General features: G+C 35.9%; 22 protein-coding genes. 3 read left to right on the plus strand and 19 right to left on the minus strand.

All coding sequences use genetic code 11. The features are described from left to right. Positions 1 to 136: 136 nt before the first annotated feature. Positions 137 to 454: a hypothetical protein gene (locus JZO85_RS00855; RefSeq protein ID WP_207106607.1), complete on the plus strand. Its 318-nt coding sequence runs from the start codon at positions 137 to 139 to the stop codon at positions 452 to 454. Between the two features lie 387 nt (positions 455 to 841). Here JZO85_RS00855 and JZO85_RS00860 read toward each other — a convergent pair whose 3' ends face one another. The 17 genes from JZO85_RS00860 to JZO85_RS00940 all read right to left on the minus strand — a co-directional run bounded on the left by JZO85_RS00860 (position 842) and on the right by JZO85_RS00940 (position 14295). Then, entirely contained in the window at positions 842 to 1606 is a 765-nt protein-coding gene (locus JZO85_RS00860; RefSeq protein WP_207106608.1) for an ABC transporter permease subunit, read from the minus strand. Beyond that, complete coding sequence (locus JZO85_RS00865; RefSeq protein ID WP_207106609.1) at positions 1603 to 2538, minus strand: ABC transporter ATP-binding protein; 936 nt, start codon at positions 2536 to 2538, stop codon at positions 1603 to 1605. Before JZO85_RS00865 ends, JZO85_RS00860 begins: the two co-directional genes overlap by 4 nt. Then, positions 2538 to 2747 (minus strand): PLD nuclease N-terminal domain-containing protein, encoded by a 210-nt coding sequence (locus JZO85_RS00870; RefSeq protein ID WP_207106610.1) that lies wholly within the window; start codon positions 2745 to 2747, stop codon positions 2538 to 2540. The genes JZO85_RS00865 and JZO85_RS00870 overlap by 1 nt, the downstream gene beginning before the upstream one ends. After that, positions 2740 to 3864 carry a helix-turn-helix domain-containing protein gene (locus JZO85_RS00875; protein WP_207106611.1) on the minus strand — a complete coding sequence of 375 codons (1125 nt, stop codon included), beginning with the start codon at positions 3862 to 3864 and terminating at the stop codon, positions 2740 to 2742. The genes JZO85_RS00870 and JZO85_RS00875 overlap by 8 nt, the downstream gene beginning before the upstream one ends. 142 nt (positions 3865 to 4006) lie before the next feature. After that, complete coding sequence (locus tag JZO85_RS00880; protein ID WP_207106612.1) at positions 4007 to 4681, minus strand: TVP38/TMEM64 family protein; 675 nt, start codon at positions 4679 to 4681, stop codon at positions 4007 to 4009. Positions 4682 to 4715: 34 nt separating this feature from the next. Then, entirely contained in the window at positions 4716 to 5567 is an 852-nt protein-coding gene (locus tag JZO85_RS00885) for a nucleoside hydrolase (protein WP_207106613.1), read from the minus strand. Beyond that, on the minus strand, positions 5564 to 6229 hold the full coding sequence (locus tag JZO85_RS00890; RefSeq protein WP_207106614.1) for a TIGR04282 family arsenosugar biosynthesis glycosyltransferase: 666 nt from the start codon (positions 6227 to 6229) through the stop codon (positions 5564 to 5566). The genes JZO85_RS00885 and JZO85_RS00890 overlap by 4 nt, the downstream gene beginning before the upstream one ends. Next, on the minus strand, positions 6222 to 7217 hold the full coding sequence (locus tag JZO85_RS00895) for a phosphotransferase family protein (RefSeq protein ID WP_207106615.1): 996 nt from the start codon (positions 7215 to 7217) through the stop codon (positions 6222 to 6224). The genes JZO85_RS00890 and JZO85_RS00895 overlap by 8 nt, the downstream gene beginning before the upstream one ends. A gap of 13 nt (positions 7218 to 7230) precedes the next feature. Beyond that, on the minus strand, positions 7231 to 7911 hold the full coding sequence (locus tag JZO85_RS00900) for a TIGR04283 family arsenosugar biosynthesis glycosyltransferase (RefSeq protein ID WP_207106616.1): 681 nt from the start codon (positions 7909 to 7911) through the stop codon (positions 7231 to 7233). Beyond that, positions 7908 to 8903: an ATP-binding cassette domain-containing protein gene (locus JZO85_RS00905; RefSeq protein WP_207106617.1), complete on the minus strand. Its 996-nt coding sequence runs from the start codon at positions 8901 to 8903 to the stop codon at positions 7908 to 7910. The genes JZO85_RS00900 and JZO85_RS00905 overlap by 4 nt, the downstream gene beginning before the upstream one ends. Next, on the minus strand, positions 8887 to 9681 hold the full coding sequence (locus JZO85_RS00910) for an ABC transporter permease (RefSeq protein WP_207106618.1): 795 nt from the start codon (positions 9679 to 9681) through the stop codon (positions 8887 to 8889). The genes JZO85_RS00905 and JZO85_RS00910 overlap by 17 nt, the downstream gene beginning before the upstream one ends. Then, a complete protein-coding gene (locus tag JZO85_RS00915; protein ID WP_207106619.1) occupies positions 9678 to 10532 on the minus strand; it encodes an ABC transporter permease in 855 nt (284 codons plus the stop codon). The genes JZO85_RS00910 and JZO85_RS00915 overlap by 4 nt, the downstream gene beginning before the upstream one ends. Then, positions 10525 to 11763, minus strand: coding sequence for an ABC transporter substrate-binding protein (locus JZO85_RS00920; RefSeq protein ID WP_207106620.1), 1239 nt, complete (start codon positions 11761 to 11763; stop codon positions 10525 to 10527). The genes JZO85_RS00915 and JZO85_RS00920 overlap by 8 nt, the downstream gene beginning before the upstream one ends. A 9-nt stretch (positions 11764 to 11772) precedes the next feature. Next, positions 11773 to 12528: a heterodisulfide reductase-related iron-sulfur binding cluster gene (locus JZO85_RS00925; protein ID WP_207106621.1), complete on the minus strand. Its 756-nt coding sequence runs from the start codon at positions 12526 to 12528 to the stop codon at positions 11773 to 11775. Beyond that, positions 12525 to 12884 carry a 4Fe-4S dicluster domain-containing protein gene (locus tag JZO85_RS00930; protein ID WP_207106622.1) on the minus strand — a complete coding sequence of 120 codons (360 nt, stop codon included), beginning with the start codon at positions 12882 to 12884 and terminating at the stop codon, positions 12525 to 12527. The genes JZO85_RS00925 and JZO85_RS00930 overlap by 4 nt, the downstream gene beginning before the upstream one ends. Positions 12885 to 12892: 8 nt before the next feature. Then, a complete protein-coding gene (locus JZO85_RS00935; RefSeq protein ID WP_207106623.1) occupies positions 12893 to 13264 on the minus strand; it encodes a hypothetical protein in 372 nt (123 codons plus the stop codon). Then, positions 13264 to 14295: a sulfurtransferase gene (locus JZO85_RS00940; RefSeq protein ID WP_207106624.1), complete on the minus strand. Its 1032-nt coding sequence runs from the start codon at positions 14293 to 14295 to the stop codon at positions 13264 to 13266. The genes JZO85_RS00935 and JZO85_RS00940 overlap by 1 nt, the downstream gene beginning before the upstream one ends. Before the next feature lie 468 nt (positions 14296 to 14763). Between JZO85_RS00940 and JZO85_RS00945 the strand changes: the two genes are divergently transcribed. Beyond that, entirely contained in the window at positions 14764 to 15144 is a 381-nt protein-coding gene (locus JZO85_RS00945; protein ID WP_207106677.1) for a PH domain-containing protein, read from the plus strand. A gap of 170 nt (positions 15145 to 15314) precedes the next feature. On the opposite strand, the gene JZO85_RS00950 is transcribed toward JZO85_RS00945, so the two are convergent. Continuing rightward, complete coding sequence (locus JZO85_RS00950; protein WP_207106625.1) at positions 15315 to 15803, minus strand: TIR domain-containing protein; 489 nt, start codon at positions 15801 to 15803, stop codon at positions 15315 to 15317. 263 nt (positions 15804 to 16066) lie between these two features. Between JZO85_RS00950 and JZO85_RS00955 the strand changes: the two genes are divergently transcribed. Next, positions 16067 to 16606 (plus strand): GNAT family N-acetyltransferase, encoded by a 540-nt coding sequence (locus JZO85_RS00955; RefSeq protein ID WP_207106626.1) that lies wholly within the window; start codon positions 16067 to 16069, stop codon positions 16604 to 16606. 47 nt (positions 16607 to 16653) lie between these two features. Here the strand turns inward: JZO85_RS00955 and nox are convergent, their stop codons facing one another. Continuing rightward, positions 16654 to 17985 carry a H2O-forming NADH oxidase gene (gene nox, locus JZO85_RS00960; RefSeq protein WP_207106627.1) on the minus strand — a complete coding sequence of 444 codons (1332 nt, stop codon included), beginning with the start codon at positions 17983 to 17985 and terminating at the stop codon, positions 16654 to 16656. Positions 17986 to 18261 lie beyond the last annotated feature (276 nt).

The raw sequence follows: 18261 nt of genomic DNA on the forward strand, positions 1-18261 counted from the left end.
GGATAGTTTACTCCTTCTGGAATCGGAAAAATTGATTCTTCCATTTCAATCTTTCACAAATAATTCGTAATTCTTTTTATTAGTTGTATGCTATAATAAAGCTTGTCTATTCTAACCTATTTGAAGGAGCTTTGTTATGGCGCTTTTATTGACACTATTATTTGATCTTCTGATGATTGTTTTATTCTTATTCAGGATGGTTAGAGGAGATCAAATTACTTTCATCGTTAGCATTGTTTTACAAGGAATGCTTTTTATCGATCTATTGGCTGTGGTACTTTTACGTCCATCCAAACCTGAGATACCAAATATTGCACCAGAAGAAATGACTCGCAGACAATCACGCCGTTCTACCAAACCAGCGCGTGGAGGTTTCTTGGCTAAACTCTCGTGTATTGTTGCATTACTTTTATTGTCTTACTATATCTATTCCGTTATTTACATCTTTATTTAGCTAGCAAAAACATCGACGCTTGTCGATGTTTTTTTACGGTAAAAAAGCTTGCTTAAGAATAGTAGTGTTATCCATGCCTAGCTTAGCGAATTACCCTTGTAAGTTTACGGAGCCTTTTTGCTACTTGTTAAGTCTATAACTCCCTCTCATCTAATCTTTCTGAAGTCATATAATTATCGACATTACCCACTTTCAAACGATTCTCGTTCAACACTTTTTTGTAAAGAATAGACTTCTAAAGGATCGTGAATTGTCAAAATTTGATTATAAGCATTCTCTTTTAAAAGGGTATACGTATATAACTGGTTAGTTCTTAAATCTAGAAAAGCATTCATCATTTATTTTAGAATAGATGAAAAAGAGCCCTGATTAATTTGGGCTCTCCTCTCATAATTTTTTTCTATTAAAAACCAGAACACTCAAAAAAAGACCTACAAAAAAGAGAAGTATGCTGAGTATCATTGCTGGAACATAGCTTTTAAACGTTGAACTATTTTGAAGAATGATCATGTTTTGAGATGTGAGTGATATCGGATTAAACCGTTTTACTTTATCAAACATATTCAACAGTGCTAACAAAGTCACCATGCCGCCACTCATCAATAATCCTTCATAATTATTTCTAGCAATTGTTGAAGTAAATAGAATCACACTCAATAGCAATAGGCCGAAAAGCCACAAAGGAAAAACGGCATGGAATAGATATGGACTTTTATTATCAGGAAAATAGTAAGCCGTGTATCCCCAAGTTACTAAGAAAGTCACTAACAAACAAAAACTCCATTGGAGCATCAAACTGATTGTTTTCCCAATGATGATCGTCCAACGTCGGAGTCCTTTTGTAACCAAGTTGATCAATGTTCCTTTACTGATCTCATTGCTAACAGTTCCGCTAAACATTAAGGCCAAAACAATCAGCCCTATTTGATTGAGATTCTTATAAAATTGCGTCCAAGAATCTAATGAAGTTGGTTTAGGAATTGTTTTTGCCATTTCTTCGCTGATCGCCATTTTGACGATTTCCGGTGTCAGCTTTGCCAACAAAGGGTTCATTAAGCCAAAAATCAAAAATATTATTACTAAAAGTAAAAGACGATACGTACGCCAACTTTCAAATAGTTCCTTTTTCGTAAAATAGTATAAATTCCTCACTGAATCACCTCCAAAAAGATGGATTCTAAAGAGGGATCAATTTTTTTGATTGATTTTGGATACAACTCACAGTTCTCGAACAGTTGAAAAAGTCTGAGTGCAACCGCGTCGTACTCTTGCGAATAGTTTAAAATGAATGAATTTTTTTTTGATAGAAATGAATAATCTTTGATTACCTGTTGATCGTTTAATTTGTCTAATTCCCTAGAAAAACGATTAATTCCATCCTTATTAGAGAATTCAATTTCAATTTGATCTTTCGCAAATTGTCTTTTCAGTTCATTTATTTTACCACTCACAACTAGTTCACCTTTATTTAAGATACCTACATAATCACATATTCGTTCCACATCGCTTAAAATGTGCGTAGAAAATAGAATGGTTGTTCTTCCTCGCAATGTTGCTAACATCTCGAGAAAATCGTTGCGTCCGCTAGGATCTAAAGCAGAAGTTGGTTCATCACAGATCAATAGCTCTGGATCATTTAATAAAGCCTGTGCAATTCCTAAGCGCTGCTTCATTCCCCGTGAATATCCTTTAATTTTCTTTTTATCATCAGTTAAACCTACTAATGACATAATCTCAGGGATCTTGTTCTTCAGCTGTTCTTTGGAAAGACCTGTGATTTCACCGCAAAATTTCAAGTACTCTTTAGCAGACATGTAATTATAAAATTCAGGTACATCAGGTAAATAACCCGTTAGATGATTTGTTTGATTGTCTCCAAAGTGAACTGGTATTTTTTTAATTAATATTTCACCGCTATTTTTTTCTTCTAAGCCTAAGATTATCTTCATTGTGGTAGTTTTTCCCGCACCATTTTCTCCAACAAAGCCAAAAATCGAGCCAGTTGGCACCGCTAAATTTAAATTATTCAGAATTTTTTTCATTCCAAATTTTTTTGAAACTTGCTTCACCTCCAAAATGTTCATCAGTCTTCTCCTCTTCCAAAAGCAAAGTAAATAACTGGACCAATAATTTGAAGAAGCACAACGACAAACAGCCACATAGACTTATTTCCAAAACGATATTGAGGATGTGTCAGCACATGTCTGACCGCCGTAATCATTAAAATCAGCTCTAAAATAATCAATGGCAAAAAAATTGGCAGATTATCTTTTAAAAATGTAAAATTATTCATTCTTAGACATCTCCCTTTTAAGTATTCGCAGTTCAGTATAAATAGTCTGCAATTGTTCTTGATCTTCGAAATTGTTAAAAGCTGGATTGTCAATCACAAAATTAATCAAGCTTTCTTTAACTTTTATTGAATCTCTAGGCAATTGATGACCAATTTCTAATTGTCCCAACCATTCATCCACTTGATCAAAATAGTCATCCCCATGAAGGTCCACTGGAAAATCTGTTTGCTTTAATACATCAAGAAAATCATTGAGTATTGGAAAAACCGCTGCCTCATTTTGCATTTGAGCATAGCCAGAAATCGCAGACAATTGGAAATTCATTAAGGCAATTGGATGAAGTTGTTTAAAATTAAAAATATTTGTAAATTCGAGTCCTCGAGAGACCGTTTCAGAAAACTTTTTTTGATCATTAAGCAATACTTGTAAGTAATTTCCCAAAAAGCTAAGAAAGACAGTCGTATATTGATATATTGCACTCTGCAAAGTGATGACCGCTTGACTGTTCTCACCTTTTTGTTGCTGGGCCGCTGCGATCAAGCTTTCAATCGGAAATAAAGTAGGCACCTGATCTCCTAAAATAGCCAATACTTGATCAAACTCATTTAAAGTCAATGAAGTATATGCTTCATACTTCAATGCCTGCGTGATCAGCTCAGGACTTTTTGACTGTGTTCTGATATGAACAAATAGCTCTTGGGCTTCTTTTGTATACGTCTGGATGCTTTCCTCACCAGGTAATAAGTCCGCATGATTAAGAAGAAACAAGCCCATTTGCAGCACAAATGGGTAGCATGAGTAGTATCGCCGAACAAAGCTGCGAATCGTCGCTAAAACTTCTTCGGGTGATTGCGTAACTAATGAATTCTTTAACATTCCATAAATCCGTTGAATCTCATGATTGTCTAATTGTGGTTCGTAAGTTAGCAATGAATCAATTGTTATATCAAAATACGCCGCCAATAGCGGCAATAAAGTAATATCTGGATAGGTCTGCCCTGTTTCCCATTTTGATACAGAAGCCTTCGATACTCCAACAAAATTCGCTAGCTCCTGCTGAGTTACTTGCTTTTCTTTGCGCTTTTCCATGATGATTGGTCCTATATTCATTTCCATCTGTATCTCCCCCTCATATCTATTTTAGAATGTCTACTAAGAGAAAACAATCGAGTAATTGTTAACTTTAACGCACAATAATCAACTAACAAGAAACAAAAAACGACCAGAGGTGTTTACTCTAGTCGTTCTGAAGAATGGATTAATCATTTTTATACTCTGAATTGAGCTGATTGATTTTCTTGCTGATTTTTTTTGGAAGATAAGCTAATAGAGCTAAAAGAAGCCCTGCACCTGCAAATTCCAGCAATAAGGTCATTGAAACTCCTTTGGAAGCTATCTCAGAGGCCATGAACGCATAAATGAAACTAGCAGGCATCATCGTTACAAAAGAAATGATACTAAATTTTTTTATACTCATTGGCGTCATTGCATACGCATAGCTCTGAATTGCATAAGGGAAAATCGGAACCAATCGAGTAAAGATTAAAAAAGAAATGCCATTTTCTCTAACACCCTTTTCAATTTTTTGAAAGGTCAAATCATTACCAAAACGTTGTAAAATATAGTCCCGCGCCACGTACTTCCCAAGAACGAAAGAAATACTTGCCCCAAGAGAAGCACCAATAATTGTCAATGCTCCTCCCACAAATCCACCATAAGCCAAGCCGCCCACAATTGCTAAGAATTGCCCAGGCAATAAAAAGACAGCTACTAACACAGATAATAGAATAAAAATCAAATAGCCCCGCCAACCAAGATTTTCTAAATAAGCTCTTAGTGCGGCAATATCAGTCAAGAAATCAACTAGCCCAAATTGATAGGCTAGAAAAATTACCAATAGCACAAACAAAATAAATGAAATAATTTTTTTCAACCAAACACCTCTCTCATTTCAAAACCAAGATAAATCAGTTACTTTTCAGTCCGGCTGTCATTCGTTTAATAACCAATTGATTAAAAACAGAAATATTCAAAAGTTTTTTAGGCATCTTCACAATATATTTTGATTCATCAGATAGACTCATCTGCCCTTTAGATAGTTCCGGCTGTTCATTTGATAAAAAATAGTATTCATCACTGAATAACTCTGGCCGCTCTAAATACACAGCTGTTGTCACATCCCAATTACAAAAACCACTGAAAATGAAAACTTTTTCGTTCCATTTTATCCAGTTTTCCAAAGTTTCACTAAGCCAGCTTTGAGCTTCTGGTGTAATCACATTTGCTGTTGAGAGTAAAAACTCGTGCATTTCCTTTTTCGAAAAGAATGCTTCTGCTGTCATATGACCGTTCATAACAGTTATTCTTGCTTGACTTAGTAAGACAGCTTTAGCCGCAATAGGATCAGACGAAAAGTTCAACTCTGCAACTTTCTGTTGATTTACTAGCAGTGGCTCAATAGTACCGCCCATCAATACAATCTCATGAACTTTTGAAAAAAAAGCTGGATCAATTTCCTGAGCATCAGCCAAATTGGTTAGAGCCCCCGTTGCTAAAATCGTAATTTCATTCGGATAACGATTGACTTGTTCTACCAGAAAATTAGCCGCAGGATAAAAGTCAAAAGCTAATTCAAAACGCTTTTTCATTTCCTGAGTTATTTTAGCCACTTCTGTTAAACGTGCATTTCCAAATGTCAAGGTTACACCTAGTAAATCAACTATTGGCGCTCCTAACAAATAGAGTAAGGTTAAGCCATCATCTATATCCCGATTCAATAGACCGAATGTATTGTCACAATCAAAAATAATTTTTCTCATTCTAATAGTCCTCTATTTTCTTGCAGCCAGTGTTTAAAATGATGATTCTCTTCTTTCAATCCATAGCGAATTTTTTTTAAATCTATAGGATAATCAATATCTTGTAGCGGTGATAATAGTGTCACATCAATTCCTGGCAGTCGAGTCAGGGTTTCATTCAGTACTTCACTTTCTCCCCAATCAATATCTGTCTCAAAAATTGGCGTTAAATCAATTTCTTGATAACAGCCGATTAAGTAATAACCGCCATCAGGTGAAGGTCCTAGTACAACTTCTTGCATCTGAGTAAAGGCATCAAAGACTATTTCTGCATTTAAATTGGGAATGTCGCTGCCGGTTAACACCACTTTTTCATACCCCTTACCAAAAAGATGTTTCATTGCATGATTCATTCGTTGACCGATTGTTTCCCCCTTTTGTGGAAAAGCAGTGAAGCTATTTGGCAGAATCGAAAGTAAATCTGATGGATCCCCTTCATTAGAGTATGCAAGGTAAAGATCAATACCAGATTCATTTAAACTTCTAAATTTTGAAAAACTATCCTGTAACAGCTTGAGTTGAACCTGACAAGCCTCCTCGCCGCTTAATAAACTTTGTAGACGAGTTTTAACTTTGTTAGGTACAGGAACTCGTGTAAATAAAATATAAGCGTGTTTATTCAATAATTCGTTCTCCTAAGGCTTGACGTAAAAATGTTTCATCTAAATAGCTAGTAACCTTTTCAAAAATTTCTTGATTCCTTAATTCTTTTGTATCACTTTGATAACTGTCATAAGCCATCGCCGACCAAGATAAAGCACGCAGCATCAAGTAGGGATGATAGATTTTCAAAGCCTCCCAGAAAGCTTCACGTTCAAAGCCGGTTATTTGCAGATAGCTAGTAAGAAAAGTGTGCTTTTCATCTTGTGATAAGATCACGTTGCTGCGCCAAAGAGTTGTAGTCGAAGCTAAAAACTGCGAAATGTCTTGAACAGGGTGGCTAATCACTGGTTTTTCCCAATCAATCAAAAACCCTTTTTTCCCAATAATAAAATTATGAGAGTTCACCTCTGTATTATTGATGCACCATTGATCAAGATCGTTAAAAAAACGTTGCTGGCCTACATTTTTGTCACATCGTTCTAAAGCAGCTGCTAATTGTCGCTGCGCTTGAAGTGGAACGAAACTACTTGTTAAAACTGACTCTAACAAATGCTGGCATTCCATCACACGAGCAGACAAAATTCCTGCTTTTTCTTTTATAAAAAAATTCTCTGCTGATTCATCAATTGGTTGCTGATGGATTTTTCCAAAAATCAAAGCAGCCTCTTTCAAATCACTTTTATAATTTAATGGCGACCCAAATAAAAATTCCATAATCAACAGCCCTTGAGGAAAGCTTTGGCAACTATCGTCCACATAATAAACTTTTGGCGTTCTATTTGTTCGTTCCAGCCACTTCAAGGCTTGATACTCATACCGAATTTGATTCTTTAAATGCAATTGGCTGCCATAATTTAAACGAAAAACATATTTCCTTTTGCTGTCTGAAATCAGAAAATTTTGGTTATATTCTCCCTGCGCTAGAAACTCTACTGTAAACGGCTCTTCCAACCGCAACTCATCAATTAACATTCTCTCTTTCAAATACTCTCGTATCTTTTCTATCATGGATGACTCCTTCTTATTTGTAATATCGGTGCATCAGCTTATCAGGTGACATCCCCATCAAATAAAATAGCTTGATCTTATGCATTTTTAAGTGTGTTCGCAGTTTGCCTTTATGAAAACGACGACTTGATGTGATGATTCGTACAGGTAATTGATAAAATTTTCCTAGCTGTTTTAATCTTCGACTCAACCGCCAATCCTCCATTAACGGGATAGGCTCAAATCCGCCAATCTTTTCATAACAACTTCGCTTAGTAAACATCCCCTGATCACCAAATATTAAACCAAGATAACGTGCTCGTAAATTTGAAGTGATAGCTAAATAACGGTAGAAAAAATCGGATGAATCAAATGATAATTTAAAAAAACCGGCACTACAACCATCATCTCCCAAAGCCGATTGAATTTGTTCTAATAGATTTCGAGTGCTACCTAGTCGACTATCACCATGCAAAAACCATAAAAATTCACCAGAACTTTTTTCGACCCCATATTTTAGCTGTGCACCGCGATTGGTATTCTTTAATTGATACACTTGAGCTAATTTTCTAGCAATCATTACTGTTTGATCCTGACTACCTCCGTCGACAACGATTATTTCATAGGAGATACTTGTTTCTAACTCACTTAATTGCTGCAATAAACGTTCAATATGCATCTCTTCATTTAAAACCGGAATAATAATCGATATCATCGTGGAATCACCTGCAGCTTCTCATTAAATGTTAAAAATACTTGCTCTTCACTAATCATTTTTTGTGTGATATTAGTAAACGTACAATATGTTTCGCCGATTTTTACTTGAACACGTTGCCCTTTTGGCGACCACTCGATACATTCAACCATTGCTGGCAGCCCATCTCCACTAATTTCAATCTCTGTGCCAAAAGGAACAAAGAGCGAGGCTTCGCCACGAATTTTTTCTGGATTTTTCACCACTAATTCAGTACCATTTATTCGAAAAATATTCTCATAAATAATTCCAGGAATTAAATTACTTTCTCCGATAGTTTCGGCTACCTTTTGATTGGCCGGATAGAAATAAATATCCTTTGGTTTGCCGATTTGTTGAATTTTACCATCCAACAAAATAATCATCCGATCAGCCAATTGAAATGCTTCTTCCCTGTCATGGGTAACCAAGATAACACTAAAGCTGTATTCTCTTTGTAAACGGCGGATATAATCTCGCATCGAATCTTTCAAATGACTGTCCAAATTAGCAAAGGGTTCATCAAGTAGCAACAATTTAGGTTCTAGAACAATGGCTCGTGCCAACGCTACTCGCTGTTTTTGTCCCCCTGATAATTGATCTGGAAAATGGTTTTCAAGCCCGTCAAGATTAAACACATTAATGATTTTATTGATTTTCTGAATAATAGTTTCTTTAGAAAATTTACGTGCTTTCAATCCAAAGGCGATGTTCTCAACTACAGTCATATGAGGAAAGAGCCAAAAATCCTGAAAAACTAATACAGTCGTTTCTTGGGAAAACCCATTAGTAAAAGTAATCGTTCCCTTATCGACTTGCTGAATACCTGCAATCATTTTAAGAAGACTGGTCTTTCCAACACCCGATGGTCCAAAAAGTGCAATGATCTCATCTTCTACCACATTAAAAGAGATGTCCTTTAATATTTTATTTTTACCATAATTTAATTGAAGCTCACTAATGCTTAGACCCACGTTGCGCTCCTCCTATAACTATTTTTAAGATATAACCCCCAAGCATTGTAACTCCTAAAAAGACCAAACTATATGATGAAGCCAATCCGAAGCGACCATTATTTGCATAAGGAAGTAACAATAACGGCAAGGTAATAATCTTTCCGCCTCCAATAAAGAAAGTTGGTAAATACTGACTACAAGAGACAATGAAAACAAAGATCGCAGAGGTCGTTATTCCCGGTCGTAATAACGGCCAAGTAATCTGTCGAAAAATCGTCCATGAGTTAGCGCCCAAAGACTGAGCAGTCAAACTATATCCCTCTCCCAGCTGACGATAACTTTCCAATAAAATTTGCATTGCATAAGGTAAACATAAATATGTATGAAGCAGAATTATTCCTAAAAAAGTCCCCGTCAAACGAAGCTGCAGAAATAAAACCTGACTAGATGTAATAATTGCAATTGCAGGCAAAATCAATGGTAGATATATCACGATCTCGATAAAGCGATGCTCTATTTTTTTTTGAAAAGCAAAGTACCTTGCGGCTGGCAAAGCTATGGCAACGCTTATTCCTGTTGTAGCAAAGGCAATTACTACGCTGTTAATTACTGCCGGCCAAAAATTTGGTTCACTTATCATTTGTTTATAAACTTTTATAGCAAATTCTTGTGGATAAACAGCAGGATACATCCACTTTGTGCTGAATGACCATAAAAATAAAAGAATTAAAGGAAAGAGCACAAGTATCACTGAAAAAAATAAAGAAAAATAGCCCCTTTTAAATAATATTTTCATGCTGCTTTTCTCCCTCCCGGTAAAATCCGGCTAATGATCAAAGCGATTGTTGCAACCACTAAACAAATGCCAGACATCACGAAATTCAATGCAAAAGCTTGAGGACGAGTTGTTAAATCTGCTTGGGTAAACAAATCATGGGCAGTCAGTGCCACTGTCTGATTACTCGGATTACCCAATAAATAAGGAACTTCAAAGGAGGCAAATGTGAAGCAGAATAAAATAATAAATAGGGTCATTAAGGTTTTTTGAATCATTGGTAAGATTATTGAGAAAAAAATACGAATAGTCGAAGCTCCTAAATTTCTAGCTACCTCTACGTAGCCTAACTGCAACTGCCGCAAAATTGCTAAAGTTGTTATTGCAACATAAGGGACCTCTTTATATAAAAACACCAAGATGATTCCAACGCCTCCAGGATCATGAATAAATAAGGGAAACTGACCGACCTCTTGAATCAAGCCTAACTGAAAAAAAATCCTCGAAATTATCCCCGTCTGTCCAATCAGTTGCATAATCATTAATGAAACAATAATATGTGGTAAGGAAATGGGCAGACCGATAATTTTATGCAGCCAAGGAGTTTTCACCTTCAATAGTAGAAATGACAAAACAACTCCTAACAATAATGACAAAAAAGTCGCGGTCAGTGCTAAGTAGCAACTGTAACCTAGCGACTTTCGAAAAAAAGGATCATTCAAGACTTGCTGGTAATTTGTCAAACTAATCTGATTTAGTCCAATCAGAGGATAGTATCCTAAACTAATTTGTATCCCTTTAAACAGCGCTGCAAAAATGACAACACCATTTATTAATAAAAAAGGAAGGATTAATAATTTTTTTTTACTCATGTAAAACATACTCTTTCCATAAGGCTTCGATCATCGGAATTTTTTCCGCTTGAATTTCAGGGATTTGTTTTTCCTGCATTTCTTCTAATGAAAGAACTCCTTGATTTTTATATAGATCTGTCAATTTTTGTTCAGACTCTTTAGTTAATTTTTCTGGATCAAATGGAGGTATGCTATACCCATACTTTGCTTCTGCTTTTTTTAGTTGAGCAGATTCACTGGTCATCTCATTAATTAAGACTAACGCACCTGCTTTAACTTTTGAAGTTCTGGCAATTGCTAAATAGCTTTGATTCGCAATCGTCCCCTTATCAAATAAGAATGATTCAGATGTTTGCTTGAACTCATTATCATTTCTTTTTTTCGCTACATGCATTTGAGAATAGCTGTAGCTCATATCGATTTGTCCGGCTGAAAACATCTCATCTAGCTCTGCTGTTGTTGTCGGATATGTTTTTCCCTCTTGCCATAAGTATGGTTTGATTTCATTTAAATAGTCTAGCCCGGGTTTGATAACCTTATAAAGCTCTTCTTTATTCGCCTTTGCTGCCTCAACTTTATCATAGCCTACAATATCACAAATAACATTGCGAACAAATGCACTGCCAGTAAACTCTGGTGGTGCCGTATAAGTGATCTTCCCAGGATTTGCTTTAGCATATTCCATTAAAGCCTGTGTATTTTTGGGGAAACCATCCTTAAATTTCTCTCTATTCCCAGCAAAAGTTAATTGTGCACTACCGTATGGTACTTCATAGCCATCAATTTCAACTCCAAAATCATACCTTGAATTATGTCCGTCAACAGCCATTAGCTTATCAAAACTTTCAACCTTTTTAGTAATGGGTCCATAAAGCAACTTGGCTTGTTTAGCAGTGTAGAAATTCTCGCCATTAATCCAAATAACATCAATATCTCCTTCTTTAGTTCCCGCTTCCTTTTCGGTTGTCAGTTTATTCAAAATTTGATCGATATCCATTGGAACACGTTTGACTGTAATATCATATTTTTTCTTCATTGCAGGTGTCACGATCTCGTCCACCCACGCATTCGCTTTTTCGTCACCGCCAAACCCGTAAAAAGTCACCGTTTCCCCTTTACTTTTTTTCACAGCATCAGAGAAGCTGCTAATTGACTGTTCTGTTTTACTTTCCTTTGTCTGATTAGTTTTGCAGGCAGTTAATGAGAAAAGCATTCCTACTGCCAACAAACGAATAAACCATTTTTTCATCATACTCTCCTATGCTTTTGTTACTATTCTTTTCGATTGATAACGATTTTTCCATGCTCGTAATGGATTGTCTAATGGGTGCGTTGGAGTTTTATCACTCTTATGTATGACCTCACCAAATATTAAATCCAATAGATGCCAAGCTTGTCCACCACCTAGTATCATCGCCGAAGTACAGCTGGCACAATAAGTAACGATGTGATCTGTTTTAAAATCCTGAACACGCTTCTCAGCAAAATCCTTTGCCAATTCTGGGTTTGAAACACCACACATTCCACCCATACCGCAACACAACGTATTTTTCCCGGTTAACCGATTTTTAGCGACTTGATACCCTAATTGCTCTAATAAATAGCGAACGGCCTGATGAATTTCCGTTATTTCTTTGGTGGGACAAGAATCTTGAACTGAAAAAACAACATCACTTCTCTCTGCTTTACCAATTAGTTCTTGCGGCAATCCCAGTTCAGCCATCTTCACCCACAATGATGAGGTAGGAAACTGGTTCTGAATTGTCATTGTTTTGATACAACCTTGACATGCTACAATCAATTCGTCGATATTTGCCAACTGAACTTGTTCAGTTAAGCGGCTGAAGCGTTTTTGAAACAATTGCTCTTGTCCGATCATTCGTGTTGGTTTCCCGCAACATCCTTGAATAATCGCTAAATCAGGATAATATTTTTTTAGGTACTCGATAATTAGGCCAATTTGCTTTGGATTGCTTGAACTTAGTGCACATCCTGCCATAAAACCATATTTCATTTCATATCCCCTCGATTCACTGCTGAAAATACTTTGCTCGTTGAAAGTTTCTGATGCATCTCAACACTTTTTAACTGTTTTAAGGGTAGTCCTTCTTTGATTAAATCTTGTCGCATCGCTAAAAAAGCTTCATCTAATTTTAATTTCAACGGACATACTACAGTGCAGCGACCGCATAACATACAAGAATATGGAATAATTGGTTCAAGTCCTTCTTCAAGAAATCGGTGAAACATTTTTTGCGGATCTTCGCAATATGTTTGCAGGAACAAACAATCTTTCATGCACCGTTTACAACTTGTACAATTTTCTGCGATTATTTGTGCCATTTCAATTGTTTTCTCTGAGTAATCCATCGGTTCGATTAGCTCCTTTTCAATGAAACAATCAGTAATTGTAATAGAAATCCTAAACACAAAATACTGCTGACTAAATAGTAAATCGGTGTTGTTTCTAATCTAAAAATTGTTTGCCAAATCAGAAAAATTGCTCCTAAAATAAGCAAAATACTACTTTCAAGTCCTCTTTTTCTAATGGCTAATAGCAATGCAATTAACACCAGCACGAGCGGCAACAAAAACAACTTGCTGCCGAACGCGCTGGAATCTACTTTATGCGAATAAAAAGAAACATTTCGCATAAAACCCAAATGATTTTTATAAAGATCATCCATTAAATAGACAAGGTAAATCAATCCTAGTTGTAATAGGTGAAGCAAATACTTTAAGACTTTCATTAGTTTAATATTTTCACTTTGTCTTTATCTCTTGGGTCGCCAACTTGAACTGGATACTTACTAGGATCCTTTTGATGAGCGATATCCCAGTCATACCATCCACCATCAAACAATTTAACATCTTTCCAACCTTCTTGCTTAGTAATAAAGAAGGCAGTTGCTGCACGCCAACCCGTTCCACAATAAAAAGCAACTTCTTTATCTGGAGTAATTCCCCATTTTTCCCAAGCAGCAAAAATCTTGGTCGGTTCTTTGACTGTACCATCATTATTCATTAATTGAGCCACGTCCGCGCTACTTTTACTCGATTTCGCGTAAACTGCGCCTTCGGGTTCACCCGCATTTTCAATATAATCATAGCCGCTTGTCTTTCCTGTAAATTCTTTCCATGAACGAATGCTTGCAAGAACTAAATCAGGATTTTTATCTTTAGCTGCTAGCAAATCATCTGATGTTGAGATTAAGCTTTCAGGACGTCCAGGAACATCAGCTCCAAAGTCTTTTGCTGCTTTAGCCTCTTCATTGCCTTTTTCAACCTTATAATCTGCTTTTTCCCAAGCCTTTAAACCGCCGTCTAAAATCTTCACGTCGTCAACACCTAACCAATAAGCTACAAAAGCAATGCGGGCAGCAGCATTAATATCACTGGAATATACTACTACAGGAGTTGTTTTTGTTACGCCGCGTTTTAGGAAAACTTCTTTACACGTTTCAGCATCTAGGATATTCCAAGTGCTTTCTTCGGTTTCAATTTCCATAGTATCCATATGAAACGCTCCTGGAATATGAGCTTTTTTGTAGTCTTTTCCTTCGCCATAGGAAGCTTCGATCACAACCGTTTTATCGTCATCTTTCATTTTATTCTTTAACCATTTAGCATCAACAAAGAAATCATCTGACTTAATATCTTTGCTCTTCACCAAGCGTTGCACTTTTACAGATTTATCTGCTGCGTGAACCTCTTCAGTTTTTGAATAAACGACTACTGCTGTTAATAACAAACAGCTAATTACTGCTAAGAATTTTTTCATCTTTCTGCTCCTTTAAAGTTTGTATTTTCACTTGAAACGTTTTCAGTAGCCACAAAGACTTCATTTATACACAACAAAAAAACATACTTATTAAGTATGTTCCTCCATGTTATTATTTTTCTGCACACTGAATAGCCTTTTTAGCTGGTTGCAAAAAAAGTGAGTCGGAGGAAAGTCATTTGTTCTACTTGCTTAGAAACTCTAAGTAATGATTGGTTTCACAGTCACCGTTGATAGTTTTTAAGCATGAGAACACCTCCTACCTCCCAATTTTGAAACCGGGCTCTTTTCCCTTCCGAGTATAACGAAACCCTATTCGATAAGCAAGAACATTTTATTTAAAAAAACAAAAAGTTTTATTGTGAAAACAATGGTTTTTATTTCGAGCTTATTCTATTTGTTAGGAGTGGTTTTTCTATGAATTATCAGCTAAAATTACTTTATCTAATAATAAGAAGAGGTGCCTTTATGAGTATTTTTGATGGATTAATGGGAAATGCCAGTCAGCATAATAATCTGACTGTTGAAAAAAAATTAGAAGATGTACTAATAACAGGTGAAACTGTTTCCTTGGCCTTTAAACTAGTTCGCGATTTGATCGTATTTACTGACTTTCGCTTAATTTTAGTTGATAAGCAGGGCATGACAGGCAAGAAGGTTGAGTATAAATCAATTCCATATCGCTCAATCTCACGCTTTTCAGTAGAGACCAGCGGACATTTCGATTTAGATGCGGAATTAAAAATTTGGATTTCTAGTGCCGAACTACCTGCAGAAACGATTCAATTTAGAAAAGATAAAAATATCGTGGCCGTGCAAAAAGCACTGGCTTTGGCATTATCAAAATAGTTGAAAAGGACAAGAACTGAACTTATTCGTTCAATTGCTTGTCCTTTTTCTCTCTCTCAGAAAGCCTGTATCCTTTTTCCCCTTTATTATCTTCATTCTCTCCTTTAAAAATAGTCAGTAACCTTCTCTAGAAATCCACATAGATAAATAGATAATCGGAAAAGAAATTTTTATTTCTCTTTCACTTTATCAACATTTTCAATCCATTTCTCAAGATTGTTGAATCCATCATTTTTGATGTAATCATATTCTCTGTCTATAATCTCATCAAACCAAAGCAGCTCGCCGTTTTTCTTCTTTCCAATGATCTTTACTACCGACTGACTGATAGATGTTTTCTGACTTAAATTTTTGACTTTGCCGATTTTTAACGCAATAATTGCGTTGCCTCTTTCATGACTTTGCTCAATTTCGTATTGAACATATTTGGAATCTAATGTTTCACTCCCAATTAATACGACTGTTACTGAAGTGCCAGATAATTGCTTATCTATCCATCGTTTAATACTCTCCTCGCCATCACGTTTGATTCGCTCGAACTCAGCCTTGTTAATAAAACCAGACTCTTCATTTTCTTTTAAAGCCCAATTATTTTTAATCACCATTGCTCTTGATAAATCATTCTCATAATAAAAACTAAAAAATACTCTTCTCACCATAAAATTGCCTCCTAAACTTTTTCATTATTCATAAGCTGCAATAAATCTCTGGCTGTAAAATTGCGGAGATCCCTTGACAAGCCCGAACAATTCTGAATTCTCTATCCATTATATAATACCTATCTCACGCAATGGCTCCATTTTTTTAATAATAGATATTTTTCTAGGGAACAAGCATTTTTATTGAAATAATAAGATACTGACTAGCTTTTGTATTTCTAGCGTGATACGATTTTGGTAAGATGAAAAATGGAGGTCTTGTTATGTTGGATAAATCAGTTCCTTTTATTCCATTCACAATGTTCCGCCCGTCAAATGCTACTTCGTTACCAGAAATTCAACTACCTGAAGGGTATCAGATAGTTTTCTATCAACCAGGTGATGAAAAGGATTGGTGTCGTATCGAAACAGCCGTCTTAGAATTTGATACAGAAAAGGACGCAGCAGATTATTTCAAAAAATCCTTCACCCCTTTTCAAAATGAGTTGAAAAAGAGAATGCTTTTCGTCGAAAATCCTTTAGGCGAAAAAGTTGCTACCTTTACTGCATGGTGGACAAAAGATGATTATCCCCGTCTTCACTGGTTAGGTGTTATTCCAGAAGAACAGAGGAAAGGATTAGCAAAAGCTCTAGCGATTCGCGTCACTCAAATTCTTCACGAGAATTATCCTGATCAAGATCTTTATCTAAATACACAAACCTGGAGTCACCATGCTGTCAAATTATATAAAAATTTGAATTATCAAATCTTTCAAGATCAAAATTATCAAAAAATTCTAGATATTTTAACTATGGCCGAGTAAACAGAAAACGGAGTTGTCGCAAAAATGCAACAGCTCCGTTTTACTAATTATTCTGCGCTTAAAGCAGCCATCGTAATATAATTGTATGGCTGATTGAAATGAGGTAAGAAGAAAATATCCAAGAGTTTCAATTTATCGATCGTTACTTGCTCTTCAATTGCTAGTGAGAACATATGAATCACACCAGAAATATCCTCAGTAGATGATAATTGAGCACCGACTACTCGGCGAGTATCCTCTTCGTACACGATTCGGATTTTTACATTGGCATTTTTCTTCATAAATCCTGGTCGCTGTAAATCCTCAAAGTCAGTATACTTGACAGCAACTCCATGTTTTCCTGCTGCTTCTACTGATAAGCCAGTCGAAACCATATGCAGTCCAAAAATTGAGATACCATTTGATCCTTGTACCCCAGTCGACTCTAGCCCAACTCCACCAACATTGTATCCAGCAACGATTCCAGAACGTACCGCGTTAGTTGCTAACGCGATATAAGTCGTATCTTGAAGTGCATTTGAATAAATCGTCGCACAATCTCCTACAGCATAAACGTCTGGATCACTTGTTTGCTGGTGACGATCAACGAGATAGGCACCATTCTTAAATAGTTCCAAATGATCCTTTGCTAAATCATTATTTGGTAAAAATCCAATCGCATTAATAACTAAATCAACTTTATATTCACCTTTATCAGTCACAATTGATTCAACTTTACCGCTCCCTTTATATTCCATAGCTAATTCACCAAAATGTAAGTCAATTTCATGCTCCTTCAAAACAGCATCCATATCATCAGTAAACCATTTATCATAATAGCTTGGTAGAGAACGTTCCATCGCATCGAATAATAGGACGTTTTTGCCACGACGTTTTGCTGCTTCAGCAATTTCTACACCAATGTATCCGGCGCCAATAACTGCAACGTTAGCAACATCATCAGTATTTAAAAGCTCATCAACTGCCTGCCCATCTTGGAATCGCTTCAAAAAATGAATATTTCCCAAATCACGCCCTGGAACTTTTGGTGAAATCGGAACAGAACCAGTAGCTAAAATCAATTTATCATATGTTTCAACAAAGGAATCCCCATTTTTTGATAAACAGCGAACCTCTTTCTGATCATAATCGATGCTCTCAACAGTTGTTTCCATAAAAATTTTAGCACCTTTTGCTTCAAAATCTTCCCGCTTAGTATAAAACAGACCTTCATAAGAGTCGATTTGTCTTCCTACCCATAGTGCAGTTCCACACCCTAAGTAGCTGAGATTGTTATTTCGATCAATCATCACCACTTCTTGATCTTCAAAATTGTCCAAAAGCGTATTGGCTGCAGCAATGCCAGCATGATTTGTACCTACTATTACAGTTTTTGTCATACAATTATCCTCCTTTATTTGCAATCGTTTTCAATACAGAATAATTGTAGCATACTTCACATAAGATTTTTACAAAAATACAAATCATTTAAAATAACTTTGAAAAAAGCATAAACATCTTGCCACAAGAATTACGTTCTAAAAAAAAACACTCTCTTTTAAATATTTGGTTGAAATTATAGGATTATCACATCATTAAAAAGACTGGTAACATAAAAATGACGAATCATTACAACGTAATATTAATTTGAATTTTATTTTGAAAATATTTTGTTT

The organism is Candidatus Enterococcus murrayae (assembly GCF_017315985.1).
Taxonomy (GTDB): domain Bacteria; phylum Bacillota; class Bacilli; order Lactobacillales; family Enterococcaceae; genus Enterococcus_A; species Enterococcus_A murrayae.

Excerpts from the sequence above, each read along its gene's own strand:
- JZO85_RS00855 (WP_207106607.1), top strand. The coding sequence starts at position 137 with ATGGCGCTTTTATTGACACTATTATTTGATCTTCTGATGATTGTTTTA.
- JZO85_RS00865 (WP_207106609.1), bottom strand. The coding sequence starts at position 2,538 with ATGAACATTTTGGAGGTGAAGCAAGTTTCAAAAAAATTTGGAATGAAA.
- JZO85_RS00870 (WP_207106610.1), bottom strand. The coding sequence starts at position 2,747 with ATGAATAATTTTACATTTTTAAAAGATAATCTGCCAATTTTTTTGCCA.
- JZO85_RS00875 (WP_207106611.1), bottom strand. The coding sequence starts at position 3,864 with ATGGAAATGAATATAGGACCAATCATCATGGAAAAGCGCAAAGAAAAG.
- JZO85_RS00885 (WP_207106613.1), bottom strand. The coding sequence starts at position 5,567 with ATGAGAAAAATTATTTTTGATTGTGACAATACATTCGGTCTATTGAAT.
- JZO85_RS00895 (WP_207106615.1), bottom strand. The coding sequence starts at position 7,217 with ATGATAGAAAAGATACGAGAGTATTTGAAAGAGAGAATGTTAATTGAT.
- JZO85_RS00900 (WP_207106616.1), bottom strand. The coding sequence starts at position 7,911 with ATGATATCGATTATTATTCCGGTTTTAAATGAAGAGATGCATATTGAA.
- JZO85_RS00910 (WP_207106618.1), bottom strand. The coding sequence starts at position 9,681 with ATGAAAATATTATTTAAAAGGGGCTATTTTTCTTTATTTTTTTCAGTG.
- JZO85_RS00915 (WP_207106619.1), bottom strand. The coding sequence starts at position 10,532 with ATGAGTAAAAAAAAATTATTAATCCTTCCTTTTTTATTAATAAATGGT.
- JZO85_RS00920 (WP_207106620.1), bottom strand. The coding sequence starts at position 11,763 with ATGAAAAAATGGTTTATTCGTTTGTTGGCAGTAGGAATGCTTTTCTCA.
- JZO85_RS00925 (WP_207106621.1), bottom strand. The coding sequence starts at position 12,528 with ATGAAATATGGTTTTATGGCAGGATGTGCACTAAGTTCAAGCAATCCA.
- JZO85_RS00930 (WP_207106622.1), bottom strand. The coding sequence starts at position 12,884 with ATGGATTACTCAGAGAAAACAATTGAAATGGCACAAATAATCGCAGAA.
- JZO85_RS00935 (WP_207106623.1), bottom strand. The coding sequence starts at position 13,264 with ATGAAAGTCTTAAAGTATTTGCTTCACCTATTACAACTAGGATTGATT.
- JZO85_RS00940 (WP_207106624.1), bottom strand. The coding sequence starts at position 14,295 with ATGAAAAAATTCTTAGCAGTAATTAGCTGTTTGTTATTAACAGCAGTA.
- JZO85_RS00945 (WP_207106677.1), top strand. The coding sequence starts at position 14,764 with ATGAGTATTTTTGATGGATTAATGGGAAATGCCAGTCAGCATAATAAT.
- JZO85_RS00950 (WP_207106625.1), bottom strand. The coding sequence starts at position 15,803 with ATGGTGAGAAGAGTATTTTTTAGTTTTTATTATGAGAATGATTTATCA.
- JZO85_RS00955 (WP_207106626.1), top strand. The coding sequence starts at position 16,067 with ATGTTGGATAAATCAGTTCCTTTTATTCCATTCACAATGTTCCGCCCG.
- nox (WP_207106627.1), bottom strand. The coding sequence starts at position 17,985 with ATGACAAAAACTGTAATAGTAGGTACAAATCATGCTGGCATTGCTGCA.